Here is a 21,258-nt window from a genome sequence, read left to right on the forward strand (position 1 = left end):
GACTTCCTGATTGACTCGATTCCGTCATGAACACACCTTATTGCCCTAATCCCCGTTTGTCGTTCCTGGATCGCTTTCTGACGCTCTGGATTTTTATGGCTATGGCGCTTGGCGTAGGGATCGGATTCCTGTGGCCGGAGCTAATCCAACAATTCAATCGAGCCGTTTCGGTCGGAACGACCAATATCCCGATTGCGATCGGCCTGATTCTGATGATGTACCCGCCGTTGGCCAAGGTGCGCTACGAAGAGCTGGGCGATGTGTTCCGGAATTGGCGGGTGCTGGGCCTGTCGCTGCTGCAGAACTGGATCATCGGGCCGGTGTTGATGTTCGCGCTGGCGGTCGTATTCCTGCGCGATTATCCGGAATACATGGCCGGCCTGATTCTAATCGGGTTGGCCCGGTGTATCGCGATGGTGATCGTCTGGAACGAACTGGCGCGCGGCGATAACGAGTACGCGGCCGGTCTGGTGGCGTTCAACAGCGTGTTCCAGGTACTGTTTTACAGCGTTTACGCCTGGGTATTCATTACCGTGCTGCCGCCGCTCTTGGGCTTACAGGGCAATATCGTCGCAATCACGATCGGCGAAATCGCGCAAAGCGTCTTCATTTACCTCGGCATTCCTTTCATTGCCGGGTTCCTGACCCGGCGGGTGCTGGTCAAAGCCAAAGGCAAAGACTGGTATCACCATCATTTCGTCCCGAAAATCAGCCCGCTGACCCTGATTGCCTTGCTGTTCACGATCGTCGTGATGTTCTCCCTGAAAGGCGACTTGATCGTGCAGCTGCCGCTGGACGTGGTCCGCATTGCCGTACCGCTGCTGATTTATTTTGTGGCGATGTTCCTGCTGAGCTTCCTGATGGGCAAGGCCATCGGCGCCGACTATGGTAAAACCGCTACCTTGGCGTTTACGGCGGCCAGCAACAATTTCGAGCTGGCCATTGCCGTGGCGGTAGCGGTGTTCGGCATCCACAGCGGCGCCGCTTTTGCGGCAGTCATTGGCCCGCTGATCGAAGTGCCGGTGATGATCGGACTGGTCAATGTGGCGTTTCTCTTTAGAAAACGGTTGTACGGGCAAGCGTGGCAGCCAATGCACCGATAACCTCTCCGTTGCCGGGGCAGCGTTAAGGCAAAGTTCGCCGATGAATTTGTCGTGCACCTTTTAGGTCTATGGTTTGAAAAATCGCCGATTCTTCGGCAAATCGATGTCCTGGGTGCAGCCGAGCACCATCGATTGCAATTCTCCGCCTTCCTGTCGATAATGCGGTGACTTCCGGGGCATCGCCTCCGGCTCCGATCACAACCGCGCCTTATTGTCATGCATACAGAGCATCATTCCCACTCTCACCAACACTCGCATGCGCCGAATTACGGCCGCGCCTTCGCCGTCGGCATCATCCTGAACTCGATTTTCATCGGCGTCGAAGCCGTATACGGGTTCCTTTCACATTCTCTGGCGCTAATCGCGGATGCAGGCCACAATCTGGGCGATGTACTGGGCCTATTTCTCGCCTGGGGCGCAACCGCGTTGGGCCGCCGCGCCGCGACCGAACGGCATAGCTACGGCCTGCAGCGCGCGTCGGTGCTGGCCGCACTCGCCAATGCGGTGTTATTGCTGGTCGCGGTCGGCGCGATCATCCTGGAAGCGGTCCAACGTCTCGAAACGCCCTCCCCGATCGCCGCCGACACGGTGATCTGGGTCGCGGTGGCAGGGATCGTGATCAACGCAGGCACGGCGATGATGTTCATGTCCGGACGCAAGAGCGACTTGAACATCCGCGGCGCGTTCCTGCACATGGCCGCCGATGCGCTGGTCTCCGCCGGAGTCGTCGCAGGCGCCGCCGTCATTCTATTCACCGGCTGGCAATGGGTGGATCCGGCGCTCAGCCTCATACTGGCATTGACCATCATCTACAGCTCGTGGCGGCTGTTGTGGGATTCGCTGAATCTGGCGCTGGACGCGGTTCCCGAAGGCATCGATGCGGCGGCGGTGCGCGCCTACCTGCTCGGACTGCCTGCGGTAACCGATGTGCACCACCTGCATATCTGGGGCCTCAGTACCACCCAGGCGGCACTGACCGTGCACTTGGTGCTTACCGATGATTCTCGGAGCAATGCTTTGCTGCATCAGATCAATCACGATTTACATGACCGCTTCGGCATCGGCCACGCGACGATTCAGTTCGAATCCGCCGGCGAAGCCGCCTGCCATTCCGAACAATGTTATTAGCGGCGGAAGAGACGACGTTAGTCATCGAGCAACCCTAACGCATCCTCGACCTGCCGAAGGGTCACGTCGACATCGTGCAGCCGCCTGAACGCCTGCCGCAAACGGACGGGATCCCGGGTGTCGAGCCGCATTTTCTCGATCAGGCTCGACAGATCTTCATTGACCGCCCAGGGATAGATAATCCACCGCCATTCGCCGATCGTCCCGGCATAATGATCCGGCACGAATTCGGAGACGGTTTTCAATTGCATCGCCGCCGTATGCAAGGAACGGGACGTTCCGGATCTACGGAGATGCTCGACCGCGACCGCGAAGGTCTCGCCGCTGTCGCACACATCGTCGACCAGCAGCACGTCGCGTCCGTTGATGTCGGCATTCAAAGGATATTTGACCAGCACCTCGCGCTGTTTTTGCGCGCCGCGGTAATGCTCGATCTTCAAGGCAGTCAGGTCGGAAACGCCCAGCATGTCCGACAACAGCCGCCCCGGAATATACCCGCCTCGCGCGATCGCCACGATCATATCGACCGGGGCCCCGGCGGTGCGGATCTTCCGCGCCGCCTCCCGGCATAGACGGTAAACTTCTTCCCACGTGACCAGGGTGCAAGGCATGGTTTCGGGCATCATAGACAAATCCTCGTTGTATATAGACCGCGTTCCGGTGACCGATAGCATAACACCGTTGCGTCAAACGGCATCCGGAGAGAAGGCCGGCAGATTTAAGCGGGGAGCCTGCTTGGCAGGGATTCGGCGCGCGCTTGTCTCCCCGGCAACGGGCCTTTCAGACATCGGCTTTCAGCGAGTCGAACGTCAGCGAAGCGGAATGGAACGGAAGAATACCGCGATGCGTTGCAGGTGAAACGGGAGGAAAAAATAGGAGAGGAGTCAGGGCGCCGTCACGCACCCTGAGCGCTCAACGCGGCAGCAGCATCAGGAACCTTTGCCGCTTAACGCTTCGGCGTTACGTTTGGCGAGAGAATCGTTCAGCGCGCTCAACGAACCTTTCTTCTGAATGTCCTCGCTGAAACTCGAACGGTAATTGGTCACCAGGCTCACGCCTTCGATGATGATGTCGTACACCTTCCAGCCGCCTTTTCCTTGAAACATCCGGTAATTGACCTGCACCGGCTTTTGTCCCGGCTGCAGGACTTCGGTTTTGACGACGACCTTTTTGCCGTCGCCTGCATCGATCGGCTGAAAATGGAGCGTCCAGTTGGCGTATTCGACGAAGGCCCGGGAATAAGACCGGATCAGCAGCGTCCGGAATTCGTTCTTGAAGCGTTCACGTTCGGCAAGGGACGCGGTTTTCCAGTGCTTGCCCAAAACCAGAGGCGCGATCACGTCGAAGTCGGCATGCGGGTAGATCACGCCGTCCACGAAGCGGGTCACCTGCGCAAAATCGCGGGTGAACGCCTTGTCTTGAAAACGCTGGCGCAACTGCTCCGAAACGTTCTGAATCACCTGCTGCGGCTCCTGCAAGCCGCCGGCCGCCGCGTTGGTCATCGGGATCAGCCCCAGCATGACCAGGGCGAACAGCGCATATTTTTTTATCAGGTTTTGCATGATTGATTATCCTGTCGGAATAATGAAAAAATCAGAAAAATGCTTTTCCAGGCGGAATATACTTCGCCGGCATTAACAGGGACTGAATTTCGGATCATCGTTCGTTAATGGGCCGCGTTTTATCCGCTTGCCGGAAGTGAGGCCTGCCAGATCTTATTGACAAGCAATGTAGGATGTGCTGAACGAAGGGAAGCGCATCGTTCGCGTTATATCTCGGCCGATGCGCCTCGTTCCTCGGCACATCCTACGGCTTTTGTAGACCTTGTAGGGCGGATTCGCCGCCAGGCAATCCGCCATCACATTCAGCGATCCGTCATCCTGCGGCGGAACCCGGCAGAGCCGGTTCCGCCTTACGGATTGGCGTTTTGCTATCGCGAAAACGCCCTACAACACTGCGCTTCATAACGCTTGACGTGAATAACCGTATCTACATCAACTCTCGCCTACAAATTCCGATCGATGGCTTTAAAACCGATATCGGTCCGGTAATAAACGTTGTCCCAATCGATGTTGCGGACCAGGCGATAGGCCTTGTTCTGGGCTTCGGCGATCGTGTCGCCGAGCGCACAGGCGCAGAGCACGCGGCCGCCGGCGGTGACGATGTCTTTGCCAGATCGCGAAGTGCCGGCGTGGAAGACTTTCATGTCCTTATTTGCCGTGGTCTGAAGCCCGCTGATCGCCGCGCCTTTCCGGTAAGCATCGGGATAACCGCCGGCCGCCATTACCACGCCGAGCGCGGCGCGCGGGTCCCACTCGCTGGTAACTCGATCAAGCCTGCCTTCCAGCGCCGCCTCGCAAAGTTCGACCAAATCGCTCTTCATCCGCATCATGATCGGCTGGGTTTCGGGGTCGCCGAAGCGGCAGTTGTATTCGAGCACCTTGATCGAACCGTCGGCGGCGATCATCAGCCCCGCGTACAGGAAGCCGGTGTACGGCAGGCCATCTTCGGCCATCCCTTTCAGGGTCGGCTCGATCACTTCGTTCATCACGCGCCGGTGAATTTCGGGCGTCACGACCGGCGCGGGCGAATAGGCGCCCATGCCGCCGGTGTTCGGGCCCTTGTCGCCGTCGTCGCGGGCCTTGTGGTCCTGCGAGGTCGCCATCGCGAGCGCATGCTGACCATCGGCCATTACGATAAAGCTGGCTTCTTCGCCCTGCAGAAACTCTTCGATCACGACCCGACTGCCGGCTTCGCCGAACACATTGCCGGACAGCATGTCTTCGACGGCGGCGACCGCTTCGGCTTCGGTCTGCGCGACGATCACGCCTTTGCCGGCCGCAAGCCCGTCGGCTTTTACCACGATCGGCGCACCCTGCTCCCTAATGTAAGCGATGGCGCGATCCTTATCCGTGAAAGTCTGATAGGCGGCGGTCGGAATCTGGTGGCGGACCATGAAATCCTTGCAGAAGCTTTTCGAGCCTTCGAGCTGCGCCGCCGCGGCGGGTGGACCGAAACATTTGAGGCCGGCTTCCCGGAAGCGATCGACGATCCCCAGCACCAGAGGCACCTCGGGACCGACGATGGTCAGGCCGATCGCGTGTTGTTTCGCGAAGTCGAGCAAGCCTGAAATGTCGTCGACCGCGATCGCAACGTTTTCGATGCCGGGCTCCAGCGCTGTACCCGCGTTGCCGGGCGCAACGAAGACTTTTTCGGCTTTCGGGGATTGTTTGGCCTTCCAGGCCAGGGCGTGTTCACGGCCGCCGCTGCCGACGATGAGAATCTGCATAATGTTCAGCAAGAAAAGTTATAAACGGTAGAAGAGAAAAAATGTAGGGTGGATTACGGTGCGCACTTGGATGGCATCTATTATGGTCGCGCGCCGTAACCCGCCAGGTTGCCAGGCGGGTTCGACGCGCGGAAAACTCTGCCTAACTCAGAAGGTAAAGAGCACAGCGCGTCGAACCCACCCTACATTTTATCGATTAATGCCTGAAGTGGCGCATGCCGGTAAAGACCATCGCCATGCCATGCTCGTCGGCCGCGGCGATCACTTCTTCGTCGCGGATCGAGCCGCCGGGGTGAATGACTGCGGTAATGCCGGCCTGGGCAGCGGCATCGATGCCGTCCCGAAATGGGAAGAACGCATCCGAAGCCATGACCGAGCCGGACACTACCAATCCTTCGTCGGCCGCCTTGATCCCGGCGATCTTCGCCGAATAGACCCGGCTCATCTGCCCCGCGCCGATGCCGATCGTCTGCCGGTCTTTGCCGTAGACGATCGCATTCGACTTGACGAATTTGGCGACTTTCCAAACGAACAGCAGGTCGCCGAGCTCTTCGGCGGTCGGCGCGCGCTTGCTGACGACCTGGATGTCGTGCACGCCGATCCGGCCGTTGTCCCGGTTCTGCACCAACAGACCGCCCGCAACGCGCTTGAAATCGAAGCCGGGCGTCTCACTACTTTGCCAGGCGCCGGATTCGAGCACGCGCACGTTCTGTTTCGCCGCGAGCACGTTCCGCGCCGCCTGGCCGACCGCCGGCGCGATGATCACCTCGACGAACTGGCGCTTGACGATTTCGGCCGCGGTGGCTTCGTCGAGCTCGCGGTTGAAGGCGATGATCCCACCGAACGCCGAGGTCGGGTCGGTCGCATAGGCGCGGTCGTAAGCCGCAAGCAGCGAATCGGCTTCGGCAACGCCGCAGGGATTGGCATGCTTGACGATCACGCAGGTCGGCTTTTGGTCGAACGACTTCACGCATTCGAGCGCGGCATCCGCATCGGCGATGTTGTTGTAAGAAAGCGCCTTGCCCTGCAGTTGCGCCGCCGCCGCGATCGTGCCGGCGGGCGGATTTTTTTCCTGGTAGAACGCCGCGGCCTGATGCGGATTCTCGCCGTAGCGCATCGTTTCTTTCAGATAAAACTGCAGATTCAGCGTGTCGGGGAACGGCTGTTCGTTGATCTTGGCGAGATAGCTCGCGATCGCAGTGTCGTAGCGCGCGGTATGCGCGAAACTGGTCAACGACAGTTTAAAGCGGGTCGCCTGGCTCAAGCCATTGTGTTGGGCCTTCAGTTCGGCCAGCACCGGAGCGTAATCGGCCGGCTCGACCACGACCGCGACATCGTTATAGTTTTTCGCGGCGGCGCGGATCATCGTCGGTCCGCCGATATCGATGTTTTCGATGGCGGTTTCCAGATCGCAATCCGGCTTGCCGATCGTCTGCTCGAACGGGTACAGGTTGACCACGACCAAGTCGATCGGCTCGATCCCATGCGCGGCCATCACTTGGTCGTCGATGCCGCGCCGGCCCAGAATCCCGCCGTGAATCTTCGGATGCAGCGTCTTCACGCGGCCGTCCATCATCTCGGGAAAACCGGTATGCTCGGAAACGTCGGTCACCGGAATCTTGTTTTCCGCCAAGGTTTTGGCGGTGCCGCCGGTGGACAGGATGACGATGCCGAGCTCGCTGAGTTCGCGGCAGAAATCGACGATTCCGGTCTTATCGGAAACGCTGACCAGCGCGCGTTTGATCGTTTTATTCATGGGTAATTGAAAAGGTGGAAAAAAATCGAGAAGTAAAAAATTTCGGATCAGGACAAACCGTATTGCTCCAGCTTTTTGCGCAGCGTGCTGCGGCTCAGGCCCAGCGCCTTCGCGGCTTTGGTCTGGTTATAGCCGCAATGGCGCAAAGCCGACTCGAGCAAAGGTTTTTCGATTTCGTTCATGACGATCGCATAAAGATTGGCGACGTCGTGATCCTTCATCTGTGCAAAGTACAGATCGATGGCCTGCTTGACGTGCGCCGACAAGGGAATCGAGTGCGTAGCGTTGGGGTCCAAGTGAGTTTCTCTTTTTTCTAGCTGACCGCTGGGTCCGCGGTCAAATCTGTCTGTGGGGGAGTTATCGGATGTTTCCATAAAATGTTCAACCCGACGGTTACGTTAAAAAATCCAGCGCCAGATGCATCAAACGCAGTTGCTCTGCGGATTGGGTGGCGGTATTGATCCTTTGCAGGGTCTCCCGGCCAATCAAGCCGAAAGGCCCCAAATACCAGCCGATGTGTTTGCGGGCGATTCTAACACCGGTCGATTCGCCGTAGAAATCGTACAATTGCTCGAGATGCGAGACGATCGTGTCCTTGATTGCCGCGGCGGACGGCTCCCAGCGCTTCTCGCCGCTCTCGAAAAAACGCAGGATCTGTTCGAATATCCAAGGATTGCCGCAGGCGGCGCGGCCGATCATGAGGCCGTCGGCCCCTGTCCTATCGAGCACGAACCGGGCCTTTTCGGGGCTGTCGATGTCGCCGTTGGCGATCACCGGCATCCGGACCGCCTGCTTGACCGCCGCAATCGTGTCGTATTCCGCCTCGCCGTTGAACTTGCAGGCGCGGGTGCGCCCGTGTACGGTCAATGCCGCGATGCCGGCGTTTTCGGCAATCCGGGCAATCGCGACCGCATTCCGGTTCTGCGCATCCCAGCCGGTCCGGATCTTCAGCGTCACAGGAACGCAGGCCGCCGCAACCACCGCATCGAGAATGCTGCCGACCCGCTTCTTGTCTCTCAGCAGCGCGGACCCGGCCGCCACCGAGCAGACTTTCTTGGCGGGACAGCCCATGTTGATATCGATGATATGGGCGCCGCGGTCGACGTTAAACCTGGCGGCCTCCGCCATTTGCGCGGGATCGGTGCCGAGAATCTGCACCGAACGCACGCCGCTTTCGCCTTCGCCATCCGATTTCAGCAGCGTTCGGGCATGCTGCCTGAAGGCCGGATTCGACGCGGTCATTTCCGAAACGGTCAGACCCGCGCCGAAGCGCTTGCAGGTCTCGCGGAAAGGGCGGTCGGTAATGCCCGCCATCGGCGCCAAAACCAGATTGTTAGCGAGTTGGTAAGGACCTATCCGCATCGGGTTCCACACGAACAAAAAAACAGAAAGTAAAACCCGCGGCAGCGGTGGAAAATCAAGCTAGTGCGCAGCGCCTCTGCGATGCGGGCGGCTGCGCCAGTGGGTCGGGATACGGCAAAACCCTGCCGGTATCTAAAATTCGATGTCGGAAGCGGCTGCCTCCGGGCACCGCTCCCTGATTGGCCGGCTCATTATCGGCCGAACCTGAGCTCGATCAGACAGAGGGGCCGGTCGCAGCCTGTTTGGCCGCCTCGGCTTCTTCATTCCAGATCGGATTGTCGAGGTCTTCCTTGTTCAGTTTGACGCGGTCTTCAGGATAAATATGCCAGAAAGACTGGTCGATCTTCGCATTGCTGTAGCCTTCCTTCTTTTCGTGAGTGAAAGGGCACCACCAGTTCTCGACGATCTTGACCATGTAGGCGTGCCATTCGAACACCGCGACGCTGACCGGGCAATACCAAGTGCAATTCAAAATCCAGTACAGCTTCGACTGCGACAGGCTGGCCTTGAAGGAGCCGTCCATCGTGATCTGGCTTTTCAGGTTATAGCGGTGGCTGTCCTTGGCGGGCAGAAATGCCGAGAAAGGCTTGATGTTGCGGCCGCCGATCAGGTGCAAATGAAAATAAACCATGTAGGCGCTCAGGAATACGAACGGCAAGGTCACGATCGGCAGATACACGAACACGAGGCCGACCGCCCGGCGCCAGACCGGAACCTGTTTATGATATTTGCCGATCTCGGCGCGGCCGGAACATGATTCACAAGCTTTCATTGTTATTCTTTATCCTCGTTTTTATGGGTTGATGTGCTTGTCGATACCGTATTGTTATCGTTAAGCAGTTGATAGATACTCAGGCAGCCGGCGCAGCAAAACTTCAACATCCCTTCGGGGGTTTGCAACGTAAAGCCTTCGATTTCAACAGGCTGGCCGCAGAGAACGCAAAAGTCGCGATATTCTACCTTGGTCATCAAGATGCCTCAATGACTTTATAAAGCGGACGAAACCGAACAAAAAAAGGTTTTCAAATACTGAGTCTCCGGAATCGCGGGATCGATCGGATGATCGGGCCCCTGGCCCCCCTGGGCGATAAAAGTCAGATGCCGGTCGATATGGCGTCCGGACGAACGCAGGATTTCGTGCAGATCTTCGCGGCTCAGATGGAACGAGCAGGAGGCAGAAATCAATAGGCCGTTTTTCGCGAGTACCTGCAGCGCCAAATGATTCAAACGCCGATAGGCCTCGTAACCTTGCGGGTAATCCTTCTTGCGTTTGATCAGCGCGGGCGGGTCGAGCACGATCATATCATAGAGCCGGCGTTCCTGGCGCGCCTGTTTCAAAAAATCGAACACGTCGCTGTGCGCGAACCGCATCCTGTCCTCGACGCCGTTCAAGGCGGCATTTTCGCGCGCCAGCTGCAGCGCCGCTTCGGAGGCGTCCACGCAGATCACTTCCAGTGCGCCGGCCCGCGCCGCCGGAATCGACCAGGCCCCGGTGTACGAAAACAAATCCAGAATGCGCTGCCCATTGGCGATCCGGGCCAGTTCCGCCCGGCTCATCCGGTGGTCGTAAAACCAGCCGGTCTTCTGGCCGCTCAGGATGTCGATCCGGAATTTTGCGCCGTTTTCCTCGATGACCAAAGGATCGGGCAATTCGCCGTAGGCGACGACCGATTCCATCGGCAAGCCTTCGAGCTGGCGCTGGCTGTTGTCGTTTTTCAGCACGATCGCGGCCGGATTCAGCAATTCGACCAGCGCGGCCAGCACGGCCTCCTTGCGTTGTTCGATCCCGGCCGTGGTAATCTGCGCGGACAAAACGTCGCCGAAACGGTCGATCACCAGTCCCGGCAGTCCGTCGCTCTCGCCGAACGCCAACCGGTAATAGGGTTTGTCGAACACTTTTTCGCGCTTTGCCAGCGCGGTGCCGATCCGATCCTTGAAGAAATTCGGCCCGCATTTCAGATTCGGCTTGCGCGACAGCAGGCGCGCGCAAATCAGCGCATTCGGATTCACATAGGCGGTGCCGAGCGGCTTGCCGTCATGCGCGGCCACCTGCGCCAGGTCGCCGGGCGCAAAGCGGTTCAGCGGCGAGCGCTTGATGTCGACTTCATTGCTGAATATCCACAAGTGCCCGAGGCGTAGGCGCTTGTCTTCGTTTTTCTTGAGAAAAAGTTCGGGAATGTCCATGTCTTAATCACTGAGATCGAAATGAAAACCGCCGACCTTCGTTTGCGTCGGGGCGATTTCAAGACTGATTTCGGCCGCGCCGTTCGCGGCCAATTGCGCATTTTCCGGCTGCCCGGCCAGATATTCGCCCGGCTGAAACAACCGGTATGCAAACGGCTGGCCGCCATAAGAGAGCAGGGTCAGACCGATGGCCGGATAGCGCATCGAAAATGACGACTCGTTGTTCAGCACCAGCTTGAACGCATAATGCCGGTTCGGCAGTTCGTCGAACGAATTGTGCAGGACGCTGAGTTCGGCCAGGTTTCGGTAGTCGGGCAACCGGCAATGCAAGGCTCCGCAGAGGTTTTCCAGGGCCGTACGCAATTTCGGGTTTTGCAAAGCGCGGACGCCTTCGAAATAGACGCCTTGCACAATCAGCAGGAAGAGGCCGGTAAAAAACCCGAAGCGCCACACCCGCGGGCTGCGCGTTTTTTTTTCGGCCCACGGTTCATCGTCCGGCGGCGCATCGGCAACCGCCTGCGTTTCGGTTTCGGCCAGGGTCGCCAGCGCATCGAACATCACCGCGCAGCGGCTGCAGCGCACCATGCCCCGGCCGCTGCGCAGCGCTTCCGGCGTCACAGCCTGCGTCGTCAGACATTCGGGGCAGCGGGTAAACATCACGGCTCAACGCTTCATTCCGTCCAGGCGAATCCAGTCTTCCTGCTGCGCCGGAGCGTTCAATTCGATGGAAGACCGGTAGGCATCCGCGACCTGCCCGGTCTGTTCGGCCAGAATACCGGACAGCACCAGCGCGCCGCCCGGCTTGACCAGATCGGAAATCCTTTCGCTGAGCTCGCACAAAGGTTTCGCGAGAATGTTGGCCAGCACGATCTCGGCCTGCATCTTCGGCAGTTGTTCCGGCAGATAAACCTTGATCCTGTCCTGTACCGCATTTTTTTCGGCATTGCTCAACGTCGCGGTCAGTGCCTGCGGATCGATATCGACCGCATGGGCTTCCTTCGCGCCGAGCAGCACCGCGGCGACCGCGAGAATGCCCGAACCGCAGCCGTAATCGATCACGGTCTTGCCGGCCGGATCGTGCTCGGCCAGCCATTCCAGACAGAGCGCGGTGGTTGGGTGGGTGCCGGTGCCGAACGCCAGGCCCGGATCGAGCAGCATGCAGACGGTGCCCGGCTCGTGTTGTTCCTGGCCGGTCGGGCAAACCCAGAGTTTGTCGCCGAATCTCATCGGATGGTAATACTCCATCCAGGCGCGCTCCCACGCCTGATCTTCGATTTGCTCTACGCGCCAGTCGCGCAGCCGATCGGAGCCGAAGGCCTTGAGTACCCGTTCGGTCACCGCTTCGAGATGGGTATCGAGTTCGTACAGCGCGATCACCTGCGTATTGCTCCAGATCTTTGTTTCGCCGATCGCGGGTTCGTAAACCGGCTCGTCCTCGGCGTCCATATAGGTCACCGATACCGCGCCGAGATCATCGAACAGTTCGGCGACTTGGGGAGCGGTACTCTCGTCAGTGATTACGGTAATTTGTTGCCAAGCCATACGGAGAGAAAGGTAAAAAAACAAGATGTAGGGCGGATTAGACGCGCTCCATGTTGCGCTTTCCGGCTTAGCGGAGCTTTCCGCGCGTCGTAATCCGCCGAATGAAGGTGACTCCCAATGGCGGCGGATTACGACGCGCGGAAAGGACAATGAAACCGGAGAGTACATAGGAAAGCGCGTCTTCGGCAACCGCTCCATGCGTTGCCCTCTCTCCTGCATCCGTGCAGTCGTAATCCGCCCTACGAATAACCACCTTTACGGATCAATACAAACCCAGCTTCTTTTCCAGGTAATGGATATTCTGCCCGCCGGCCGCGAAGGCGCTGTCGCTCATGATTTCCTGCTGCAGCGGAATATTGGTCTTGATGCCTTCGATGATGATTTCGCTGAGCGCGGTATTCATCCGCGCGATCGCGCTCTTGCGGTCTTCGCCGTGCGCGATCAGCTTGCCGATCATCGAATCGTAATACGGCGGCACCTTATAGCCGTTATAGATGTGCGTTTCGCAGCGGATGCCGGGACCGCCGGGCATGTGGAACTGCTCGATGGTGCCGGGACACGGCATGAACGTCCTCGGATCCTCCGCATTCAGGCGGCATTCGATCGCATGGCCGGTCATCTTGACCTGATCCTGCGTGATCGAGAGCGGCTCGCCGGCCGCAATCCGCAATTGCTCCTTCACGATGTCGAAGCCGGTGACCATTTCGGTGACCGGATGCTCGACCTGCACCCGCGTATTCATTTCGATGAAATAGAACTCGCCTTTTTCATACAGGAATTCGAACGTGCCGGCGCCCAGATAGCCGATGTCGATGCAGGCTTTCGCGCAACGTTCGCCGATTTCGCGGCGCTGTTCCTCGGTAATGCCGGGCGCGGGCGCTTCCTCGACGACTTTCTGGTGGCGGCGCTGCATCGAGCAGTCGCGCTCGCCCAAATGGATCGCATTGCCGTGCGCGTCCGCGATCACCTGGAATTCGATATGGCGCGGGTCTTCGAGGAATTTTTCCATGTACACCGTCGCATTGCCGAACGCGTTGGCCGCCTCGGCCTTGGTCATCGCGATCGCGTTCAGCAGCGCCGCTTCGGTGTGCACGGTGCGCATGCCGCGCCCGCCGCCGCCGCCGGCTGCCTTGATGATGACCGGGTAGCCGATTTCGCGCGCGAGTTTCAGGTTTTTCTCCTGATCGTCCGGCAGCGGGTCGCCGTTGCCGGGCACGCAGGGAATGCCGGCCGCAAGCATCGCTTTTTTCGCGGAAATCTTGTCGCCCATCAAGCGGATCGTGTCCGCGTTCGGACCGATGAACACGAAACCGCTCTGTTTGACCTTTTCCGAAAAATCGGCATTTTCGGCCAGAAAGCCGTAGCCCGGATGGATCGCTTCGGCATCGGTCACCTCGGCCGCGCTGATGATCGCGGGAATGTTCAGATAGCTGTCGATCGACGGCGCGGGGCCGATGCAGACCGACTCGTCGGCCAGGCGCACATGCTTCAGGTTTCGGTCCGCCTCGGAATGCACCGCGACGACCTTCACGCCGAGCTCCCGGCAGGCGCGCAAAATGCGCAACGCGATTTCGCCGCGATTGGCGATCACAATTTTGTCGAACATAAGGCGCTCCGTTATTCGATCACAAACAGCGGCTGGCCGTATTCGACAGGCTCGGCGTTCTCGACCAGAATTTTGGTAATGGTGCCGCTTTTGTCCGCTTCGATCTGGTTCAGGATCTTCATGGCCTCGATGATGCAAAGCGTGTCGCCTGCCTGCACCTTCTGGCCGACGTCGGTAAACGGTTTCGCGCCGGGGGACGCGGAGCGGTAGAAAGTGCCGACCATCGGCGACTTCACGATATGGCCGGTGATGACTTCTTCGCCGGCAGGCGCGGCGGGAGCGGCCGCGGCAGAAGCAGCCGGCACGGGCGCAGCCGGTTGCGACGCATAGACGACCGGCGCGGGCGCGGCGGAATAGCGGCTGATCCGGACGAATTCCTCGCCCTCCTTAATCTCGATTTCGGCGATACCCGATTCTTCGATAATCTCAATCAGTTTTTTTATTTTTCTAATATCCATGATTAATGTCTCTCGGCTAATATCTGATGTGCAGCCCGTAAGGCCAATTCGTATCCTGTGGCTCCCAGCCCGGAAATCACGCCTTTGGCGATATCCGAAAAGTAGGAATGTTTTCTAAACGGTTCACGCGCGTGCACATTCGACAGATGCACCTCGATGAACGGAATCCGGGTCGCGAGCAGGGCGTCGCGCAGCGCGACGCTGGTATGCGTGAATGCGGCAGGATTGATGATGATGAAATCCACCCCGTCGTGATAGGCCTGGTGCACCTGTCCGACGATTTCGTGTTCGGCGTTGGTCTGGTGAAAAACCAGCCGGTGCTGGAATCCTTCGGCCATGTTGGCCAGCGTTTGCCGGATATCGTCCAGCGTCTTGTTGCCGTAATGGCCGGGTTCGCGGATCCCCAATAAATTCAGATTTGGCCCGTTCAGAACGGCAATCGTCGCCATGCGTGCAACCTGCGAATGAAAAACGGCGGAAATTATCCCACAATTTCCGCACGATTTGCAGAGTTTAATCCAAATATATTAATTTTCCGGGAAGATAGCGTCATTAAGCCGGAGTTTTGGCGCCATTCGAAAAAAAGCGGGGCAACAAATAGCCTTTTACTCCAGCAGGCCGTCGATGATTTTCGCCAGCTCCGGCTTCGAGAATTTGCCGAGATGCCGGTCCCGGATCATCCCCTGCCGGTCGACCACGACCGTGAAAGGAATCGCTTCGGCCCGGTTGCCCAATTGGCCGGCCAGCGCCATGCCCTGCTCACCCGCGATCAGGGTCGGATAATTGATCTTGACGGAGTCGAGATACTCTTCGACCGGCGCCTTGTCCTCCAGCGCCACCCCGATCACCTGCACGCCCTGCGCCGCATACTGCGTCTGCAAAGCGACCAGGTCGGGCATCTCCTCGCGGCAGGAAGGACACCAGGTCGCCCAAAAATTGATCACGAGAATTTTGTCTTTCCATTCCCTGACCGAACGATTTTGGCCCGACAAATCGGGCAGCGTAAATTCGGGCAAAGGCGAAGCCTCGGCTTCCGGGGCGGGATACAGGCTGTAGCGCAGCGCGATGCCGCCGGCCAGCGCCAATAACCCGATGATGATCACAATAGCCGCCTGTTTCATGGTTTGATCCGTTGCAAGGTTTCGATGAAGGTGCTGCTGTCCTGATAGCCGATCACGCGCTGCGCGGCCCTTTCCTGCCGGTCCGGACCGAAGAACAGGATCGCCGGCGGGCCGATCAGTTTGAATTTTGCGAGCAGGGCCTGGTCTTGTTCCGAATTTTCGGTCACGTCGGCCTGCAGCAGCACAAAATCGGCCAGCGCCTGTTTGACCTTCGGGTCGGTAAAAGTATAGGCTTCCATCTCCTTGCAGGAGATGCACCAGTCGGCGTAAAAATCGAGCATCACATAGCGGCCCTGCGCGCTAGCTTCTTCAATCCGCTGTTCGAGCTCCCGAAGATTCGCGACGCGCCGAAAAACGATGCCTTCCTGCCTGGCCCCGGCGCTGGCCCCGCTGATCAACACGCCCTGCAAAGGCTTGAGCGGATTGGTGGCGCCGCCCGAAACGCCGATCAACAACAATAAGCCGTAAGCCAGCATGATCAGGCCGACGCCTTTCCAGAGCTTCCGCCAGCCGCTGCTGTGTTCGGGTAAAGGATCGATCGCGCTCAGGTAGATCGACGGAATGATCAAGAGCATCGCCCACAACAGCATGCTGACCGCCGGCGGCAGGATCCGGCTCAACATCCAGACCGCCATCGCCAGCATGATTACCCCGAACACGCCCTTGGTCGCGTTCAGCCAGCCTCCGGCCTTCGGCAGCAGCTTGCCGGCCGAGGCGCCGACCAGCAGCAGCGGCGCGCCCATGCCCATGCCCATCGCGAACAGCGCGCTGCCGCCCAGCACCGCATCGCCGGTCTGGCCGATATAGATCAGCGCCGCCGCCAGAGGCGCGGCCACGCACGGCCCGACGATCAGGGACGACAGCGAACCCATGATCGCCGCCCCCCACAGCGACCCGTCGCGGTGCCGCTCGCTCGAATTGTGCAGTCCGGCCTGCCAGGATTTCGGCAATTCGAGATGGTAAAAGCCGAACATCGACAGCGACAGCAGCACGAAAACCGCACTGAAGACCGCAATGATCCAGGGCTGCTGAAAGGTGGTCTGCAGGTTGCCGCCGAACAGCGCGGCAAGGACGCCGAACAAGGTATAAGTCAGCGCCGAGGCGACCACATAACTGAGCGAGAGCAGAAAGGCGCGCAGCGTGGTGATCGCACGGTGGCCGACGATGATGCCGGACAGGATCGGAATCATCGGGAAGATGCAAGGGGTAAACGACAACAACAGCCCGAAGCCGAAAAAGCTGGCCAGCGTCATGCCCAGGCTGTCGTGCTTGAGCAGTTGCACGATCCGGTCCTGTTCCGACACCGGCGCCTGCGGTTTCGCAGTCGCCGCAGCCATCCGCTGCGCCACGGGCAAGTCCAGCCTCACTGTCTTGCTCATCGGCGGATAGCAGACGCCACGCTCGGCGCAGCCCTGATAGGAGGCCTTCAGCGTGACCGTCTGCGCGGCCTGGCCGCCGCGCCGCAGCGGCAGATCGAAACTCAGCTCGTCGTGAAAAACCTCGACCTGCCCGAACTCCGGGTCGTCCTTCGGTTCGCCGCGCGGCATTTCGTAAATGTCCAGCGCAGTGCCGCCCGCCTCGATCAATTCGAGTTTCGTCTTGTCCCGGTACATGTAATAGCCGGGCGCGATCCGCCAGTTCACCTGCAAGGTATTCGGATCGCCGACCGCCGCGGAAAATTGGAAGGCTTGATCGGGCGGCAACAGATCCTCCTGCGCCGAAGAAGCCAGACCGGCGATGCCCTTGACCAGATTCTGGAGCGGATTGGCGGAAACGGCGGCGGCCACAACCGGTAGCGCGATGTCGAGCGTTTTCTTTTGTGGCGGATAACAGACCCCTTCGTCCGAACAGCCCTGGTAACGCGCCAGCACGCTTACCGAGCGAATCGCGTCGCCTGCCTTTACCGGCACCGGCACCGTCAGCTTGTTCCGGTAATGCACCGTATCGCCGAGCACTTCGTCATGCAGGGTTTTGCCTTCCGGCAGGCGAGGCGTGCCGAGTTCGACCCCCTCGGTCCTGGACTCGAAACGCAAATTTTTCCGGTATAAAGAAAAGCCTTCGGCAATGTTCCAGGAAAATTCAAGCTGGCCACGCGAAAGCGCCAGCGCCGAAACCTTGAACGCCTGGTCGGGCGGCAGCAAGTCTTCGCCGTTCAGGGCGAAGGCCGCGTTTTGGACAGTGAGCAAACAGAAAAAAATCAGTCGGTAGAGACGCATGCATCGATCCAGGTCAGGTAATCGGACAGGCCGTGCGCGATGGGCAGGGCAATGATTTCGGGCAGGTCATAGGGATGCTGCTCGCGTATCGCCTGCTCGACGGCCGGATAGCGGACGCCGGCCGTTTTGATCAGCAGCAGATGCTCTTCGGCCGTTTCCAGACGGTTTTCCCAGGTGTAAAACGAGGTCAGCCCGGGCAGGATGTTCACGCAGGCGGCCAGCCGGCCTTCGACCAGCCGTTTGGCGAGGGTTTCCGCTGTTTCCCGGTCCGGGCAGGTGCAAAGAATCAATTGGGCATCGTTCGGCATGTTTTGCAGGCGAATAAGCGAAAAGCGGATATTATGCTAGAAATCCGCTGTCAATATCTTTAGTATTGCTGGATTTATCAAGTCAGACCCCAAACCGAGCCCTTAGATGAGAATCTTCCAGTTATTGTTCCTGTTCCTCCTGATCCTTCCGTTCGCGGAGATTTATCTGCTGCTGACGGTCGGCGGCCTCATCGGCGCCTTTCCGACCATCGCGCTGGTGGTGTTTACCGCGGTGCTCGGTGCATGGCTGCTCAGACGGCAGGGCTTTCAAACGCTCCGGCGCTTTCAGGAAAACCTGGCGCAAGGCAACGTGCCGACCTACGAAATCATCGAAGGACCGATCCTGCTGGTCGGCGCGGCCCTGCTGCTGACGCCCGGATTCATCACCGACCTGTTGGGGATGATTTGCCTGATTCCGCCCCTGCGCCAAAAAATCGCCCAGTATATTCTCGAAAAACATATGATCCAGGTAATCCAGTCGAACAGCCCCTTCGGTCCGCGCGGAGCGGCGCGCGGGGATGCGCTGGAAGGGGAATTCCGGAAGGAAGATTGAGCGCGGGCGAATGGGCCACGCTTTACGCCTCCGCAAAGACGAAAGCGCTCGGAAATCAGGCTCAAGACAGGCAGCATACGGTCCCGAGCCTGACGGATATCATTCGCCGGAGGGAGCCGAACCGGCCGTGCCGCAGGTATTCTTGCCGAGACCGCCATAAACCGGGCAAAAGCCGGAGAAGCCGCTCGCAATCAGCGCGCAGCCGACAACCAGCAAAAAGATCGATGCGGTGACGACCGAAAGCACAAACAGCGCGGCGCCGCCGTAAATGCGGTATTTTTTTTCCTTATCGCCGACATTGTGTTCAAATTTGAACATACGTTTAAAATCAAAACTCATCTTCTTACCCTCACTGTGTCATTGTTGTTTTTCCGCCAAGCACGGCCCCTGCCTGTCACGCCCAGAGCCGAACAAATATACACAGCCACAAAAAATGTGCAAGCAATAAAATGATCGACGTCACTCTCCTTCTCGACCCTCTGAACGACGCGCAGCGCCGGGCCGTCACCGCGCCTTCGCGGCCCATGCTGGTGCTGGCCGGCGCCGGCAGCGGCAAAACCCGCGTGCTGGTGCACCGGATCGCCTGGCAGATCCAGGTGCAGGGCGTTTCGCCGCACGGCATTCTGGCGGTCACCTTCACCAATAAGGCCGCCCGCGAAATGCGGGGCCGGATCGAAGAACTGTTGCAGCGGCCGACCCGCAACCTATGGATCGGCACCTTCCACGGCCTCGCGCACCGGCTGCTCCGCCGCCACGCGAAACAGGCGAAACTGCCGGACGCCTTTCAGGTGATGGATACCGCCGACCAGTTGCGCGTGACCAAGCGCGTGCTGCAGGCCTTGAACCTGGACGAGGCGCGCTGGCCGCCGAAACAGGTGCAATGGTTCATCAACGCGCAAAAGGACGAAGGCGTCCGCGCCCGGCACATGCCCGAAACCGGCGATCTGTATCTAAGGCAGATGAGCGCGATTTACCGCGCCTACGAAGAACTGTGCGACCGCTCGGGTCTGGTCGATTTCGCGGAGCTGCTGCTCAGAACGCACGAGCTTCTGCGCGACAATCCCGAGGTGCTGGCCTTCTACCAGCAACGCTTCGAGCAGGTGCATGTCGACGAGTTCCAGGACACCAATACGATCCAGTACGCCTGGCTGCGCCTGTTGACCCAGGACCGGAACAACCTGTTCGTGGTCGGCGACGACGACCAGTCGATCTACGGCTGGCGCGGCGCGCGGATCGAGAACCTCTACAGTTTCCAGCAGCATTTTCCGAATCACGAAGTCATCAAGCTCGAACAGAACTATCGCTCGACCGGCACCATTCTGAAAGCCGCGAACTGGGTCATCGCGCACAACGAGGGCCGGCTCGGCAAGGAGCTGTGGACCGAATCCGGCGAAGGCGAGCCGATTTCGCTGTATGCGGCGTTCAACGAGCAGGATGAAGCCTTTTTCGTAATCGAACGGATCCGCGCCTGGATCGGCGAAGGCTGCGCGCGCCGGGACGCGGCGATTCTGTACCGTTCGAACGCACAGTCCAGGCAATTCGAGGAACGGCTGTTCCAGGCCGGCATTCCCTACCGCGTTTACGGCGGCCTGCGCTTTTTCGATCGCGCCGAAATCAAGAACGCGCTGGCTTATCTCCGGCTGACCGCGAACCGGAACGACGACGTTTCGTTCGAGCGGATCGTCAACACCCCGACGCGGGGGATCGGCGAAAAAACGGTCGACGACATCCGGAATGTCGCCCGCGACCGCGGCACCTCGCTCTGGAACGCGGCGGCATCCATGCTCGAACAGCGCCTGCTGAGCGCCCGCGCCGGCAACGCGCTGGCCGGATTTTTGCAGCTGATCGACCGGATGGCGGCCGAAACCGAAGGCATGGAGCTCTTCGAACAGGTCAAACGGGTCATCGAAAAATCCGGCCTGATCGCATTCTATCAAAACAGCAAAGGCGACCAGGGCGAAGAGCGGATCGAAAACCTCGAAGAACTGGTCAATGCGGCCCGCCTGTTCGATTTCAACGCCGACAACGAGGAAAACCTCGCCCCGCTCGAACTGTTTCTCGCGCATGCGGCCCTCGAAGCCGGCGAGATGCAGGGGGACGATTTCGACGACTGCGTGCAGTTGATGACCCTGCATTCGGCCAAGGGCCTCGAATTCAAGGTCGTGTTCATGGTGGGAATGGAAGAAGGCCTGTTTCCCTCGCTGCAGTCGGTCGAAGACCCGCAGCGCCTCGAAGAGGAGCGCCGGCTCTGCTATGTCGGGATGACCCGAGCCATGCAAACCTTATATATGACCTACGCCGAATCCCGGCGCCTCTACGGCCGCGAAACCTATCCACGCCCGTCCCGGTTCCTGCGCGAGATTCCGGACGAATGCGTCCAGGAAGTCCGACTGCGCGCGAACGTCAGCCGTCCGGCCGCCGCCTCGCCCGCGAAACCCTCGGCATCCCCGTCCCTGTCGGTTAGCCGGTACAAGCTCGGCCAGCGCGTCAGCCATGCGAAGTTCGGCGAAGGGATGATCCTGCAGCTCGAAGGCCAGGGCGCCCAGGAGCGCGCGCAAATCAATTTCAAGGGCGTGGGCGTCAAATGGCTGATGCTGGCTTATGCGGGGCTCGAAACCCTGCCGTGAAAAGC

At 59.3% G+C, this 21,258-nt stretch carries 22 protein-coding genes; 4 read left to right on the forward strand and 18 right to left on the reverse strand.

Going from position 1 to position 21,258, the window contains the following annotated elements; genetic code table 11:
* Positions 1-26: 26 nt before the first annotated feature.
* Together arsB and METAL_RS00225 are read left to right on the forward strand one after the other, a co-directional pair.
* Positions 27-1,103 carry an ACR3 family arsenite efflux transporter gene (gene arsB, locus METAL_RS00220; protein ID WP_005368432.1) on the forward strand — a complete coding sequence of 359 codons (1,077 nt, stop codon included), beginning with the start codon at positions 27-29 and terminating at the stop codon, positions 1,101-1,103.
* Positions 1,104-1,319: 216 nt separating this feature from the next.
* On the forward strand, positions 1,320-2,231 hold the full coding sequence (locus tag METAL_RS00225) for a cation diffusion facilitator family transporter (protein WP_005368434.1): 912 nt from the start codon (positions 1,320-1,322) through the stop codon (positions 2,229-2,231).
* A gap of 17 nt (positions 2,232-2,248) precedes the next feature.
* Here METAL_RS00225 and METAL_RS00230 read toward each other — a convergent pair whose 3' ends face one another.
* The 17 genes from METAL_RS00230 to cutA form a co-directional block, all read right to left on the reverse strand.
* Positions 2,249-2,857: a phosphoribosyltransferase gene (locus METAL_RS00230; RefSeq protein ID WP_005368436.1), complete on the reverse strand. Its 609-nt coding sequence runs from the start codon at positions 2,855-2,857 to the stop codon at positions 2,249-2,251.
* 303 nt (positions 2,858-3,160) lie between these two features.
* Positions 3,161-3,793, reverse strand: coding sequence for an MlaC/ttg2D family ABC transporter substrate-binding protein (locus METAL_RS00235; protein ID WP_005368437.1), 633 nt, complete (start codon positions 3,791-3,793; stop codon positions 3,161-3,163).
* Positions 3,794-4,236: 443 nt separating this feature from the next.
* Positions 4,237-5,520 carry a phosphoribosylamine--glycine ligase gene (gene purD, locus METAL_RS00240; RefSeq protein WP_005368440.1) on the reverse strand — a complete coding sequence of 428 codons (1,284 nt, stop codon included), beginning with the start codon at positions 5,518-5,520 and terminating at the stop codon, positions 4,237-4,239.
* 196 nt (positions 5,521-5,716) lie between these two features.
* The gene (gene purH, locus METAL_RS00245; protein WP_005368443.1) at positions 5,717-7,276 is read right to left on the reverse strand and encodes a bifunctional phosphoribosylaminoimidazolecarboxamide formyltransferase/IMP cyclohydrolase; all 1,560 of its coding nucleotides are present in this window, start codon (positions 7,274-7,276) and stop codon (positions 5,717-5,719) included.
* Between the two features lie 47 nt (positions 7,277-7,323).
* Positions 7,324-7,572 (reverse strand): helix-turn-helix domain-containing protein, encoded by a 249-nt coding sequence (locus METAL_RS00250; RefSeq protein WP_036303809.1) that lies wholly within the window; start codon positions 7,570-7,572, stop codon positions 7,324-7,326.
* A 97-nt stretch (positions 7,573-7,669) separates the two neighbouring features.
* Positions 7,670-8,638: a tRNA dihydrouridine synthase DusB gene (gene dusB / locus METAL_RS00255; RefSeq protein WP_005368447.1), complete on the reverse strand. Its 969-nt coding sequence runs from the start codon at positions 8,636-8,638 to the stop codon at positions 7,670-7,672.
* A gap of 214 nt (positions 8,639-8,852) precedes the next feature.
* On the reverse strand, positions 8,853-9,410 hold the full coding sequence (locus tag METAL_RS00260; RefSeq protein ID WP_005368449.1) for a hypothetical protein: 558 nt from the start codon (positions 9,408-9,410) through the stop codon (positions 8,853-8,855).
* Positions 9,411-9,412: 2 nt separating this feature from the next.
* Positions 9,413-9,607, reverse strand: coding sequence for a heavy metal translocating P-type ATPase metal-binding domain-containing protein (locus METAL_RS00265; protein WP_005368451.1), 195 nt, complete (start codon positions 9,605-9,607; stop codon positions 9,413-9,415).
* An 18-nt stretch (positions 9,608-9,625) separates the two neighbouring features.
* Positions 9,626-10,822, reverse strand: a complete 1,197-nt coding sequence (locus tag METAL_RS00270) for a class I SAM-dependent rRNA methyltransferase (protein ID WP_005368453.1) — start codon at positions 10,820-10,822, stop codon at positions 9,626-9,628.
* 3 nt (positions 10,823-10,825) lie between these two features.
* A complete protein-coding gene (locus METAL_RS00275) occupies positions 10,826-11,479 on the reverse strand; it encodes a zinc-ribbon and DUF3426 domain-containing protein (protein ID WP_005368455.1) in 654 nt (217 codons plus the stop codon).
* Between the two features lie 6 nt (positions 11,480-11,485).
* The gene (gene prmA / locus METAL_RS00280) at positions 11,486-12,364 is read right to left on the reverse strand and encodes a 50S ribosomal protein L11 methyltransferase (protein WP_005368462.1); all 879 of its coding nucleotides are present in this window, start codon (positions 12,362-12,364) and stop codon (positions 11,486-11,488) included.
* 262 nt (positions 12,365-12,626) lie between these two features.
* Positions 12,627-13,970, reverse strand: a complete 1,344-nt coding sequence (gene accC, locus METAL_RS00285; RefSeq protein WP_005368464.1) for an acetyl-CoA carboxylase biotin carboxylase subunit — start codon at positions 13,968-13,970, stop codon at positions 12,627-12,629.
* An 11-nt stretch (positions 13,971-13,981) separates the two neighbouring features.
* The gene (accB, locus tag METAL_RS00290) at positions 13,982-14,428 is read right to left on the reverse strand and encodes an acetyl-CoA carboxylase biotin carboxyl carrier protein (RefSeq protein ID WP_005368465.1); all 447 of its coding nucleotides are present in this window, start codon (positions 14,426-14,428) and stop codon (positions 13,982-13,984) included.
* 2 nt (positions 14,429-14,430) lie between these two features.
* Positions 14,431-14,877 (reverse strand): type II 3-dehydroquinate dehydratase, encoded by a 447-nt coding sequence (aroQ, locus tag METAL_RS00295; protein ID WP_005368468.1) that lies wholly within the window; start codon positions 14,875-14,877, stop codon positions 14,431-14,433.
* Between the two features lie 156 nt (positions 14,878-15,033).
* A complete protein-coding gene (locus METAL_RS00300) occupies positions 15,034-15,549 on the reverse strand; it encodes a TlpA family protein disulfide reductase (RefSeq protein ID WP_005368470.1) in 516 nt (171 codons plus the stop codon).
* On the reverse strand, positions 15,546-17,765 hold the full coding sequence (gene dsbD, locus METAL_RS00305; protein ID WP_005368472.1) for a protein-disulfide reductase DsbD: 2,220 nt from the start codon (positions 17,763-17,765) through the stop codon (positions 15,546-15,548). The genes METAL_RS00300 and dsbD overlap by 4 nt, the downstream gene beginning before the upstream one ends.
* Positions 17,747-18,073, reverse strand: a complete 327-nt coding sequence (gene cutA / locus METAL_RS00310) for a divalent-cation tolerance protein CutA (protein ID WP_005368473.1) — start codon at positions 18,071-18,073, stop codon at positions 17,747-17,749. The genes dsbD and cutA overlap by 19 nt, the downstream gene beginning before the upstream one ends.
* 106 nt (positions 18,074-18,179) lie before the next feature.
* On the opposite strand from cutA, the gene METAL_RS00315 reads away from it, so the two are divergent.
* Complete coding sequence (locus METAL_RS00315; protein WP_005368476.1) at positions 18,180-18,626, forward strand: FxsA family protein; 447 nt, start codon at positions 18,180-18,182, stop codon at positions 18,624-18,626.
* Positions 18,627-18,725: 99 nt separating this feature from the next.
* Here METAL_RS00315 and METAL_RS00320 read toward each other — a convergent pair whose 3' ends face one another.
* On the reverse strand, positions 18,726-18,965 hold the full coding sequence (locus METAL_RS00320; protein ID WP_005368478.1) for a YgaP family membrane protein: 240 nt from the start codon (positions 18,963-18,965) through the stop codon (positions 18,726-18,728).
* 110 nt (positions 18,966-19,075) lie between these two features.
* On the opposite strand from METAL_RS00320, the gene uvrD reads away from it, so the two are divergent.
* Positions 19,076-21,253: a DNA helicase II gene (gene uvrD / locus METAL_RS00325; RefSeq protein ID WP_005368480.1), complete on the forward strand. Its 2,178-nt coding sequence runs from the start codon at positions 19,076-19,078 to the stop codon at positions 21,251-21,253.
* Positions 21,254-21,258: the final 5 nt, after the last annotated feature.

The sequence above is a fragment of the Methylomicrobium album BG8 genome (genome assembly GCF_000214275.2).
Taxonomy (GTDB): domain Bacteria; phylum Pseudomonadota; class Gammaproteobacteria; order Methylococcales; family Methylomonadaceae; genus Methylomicrobium; species Methylomicrobium agile.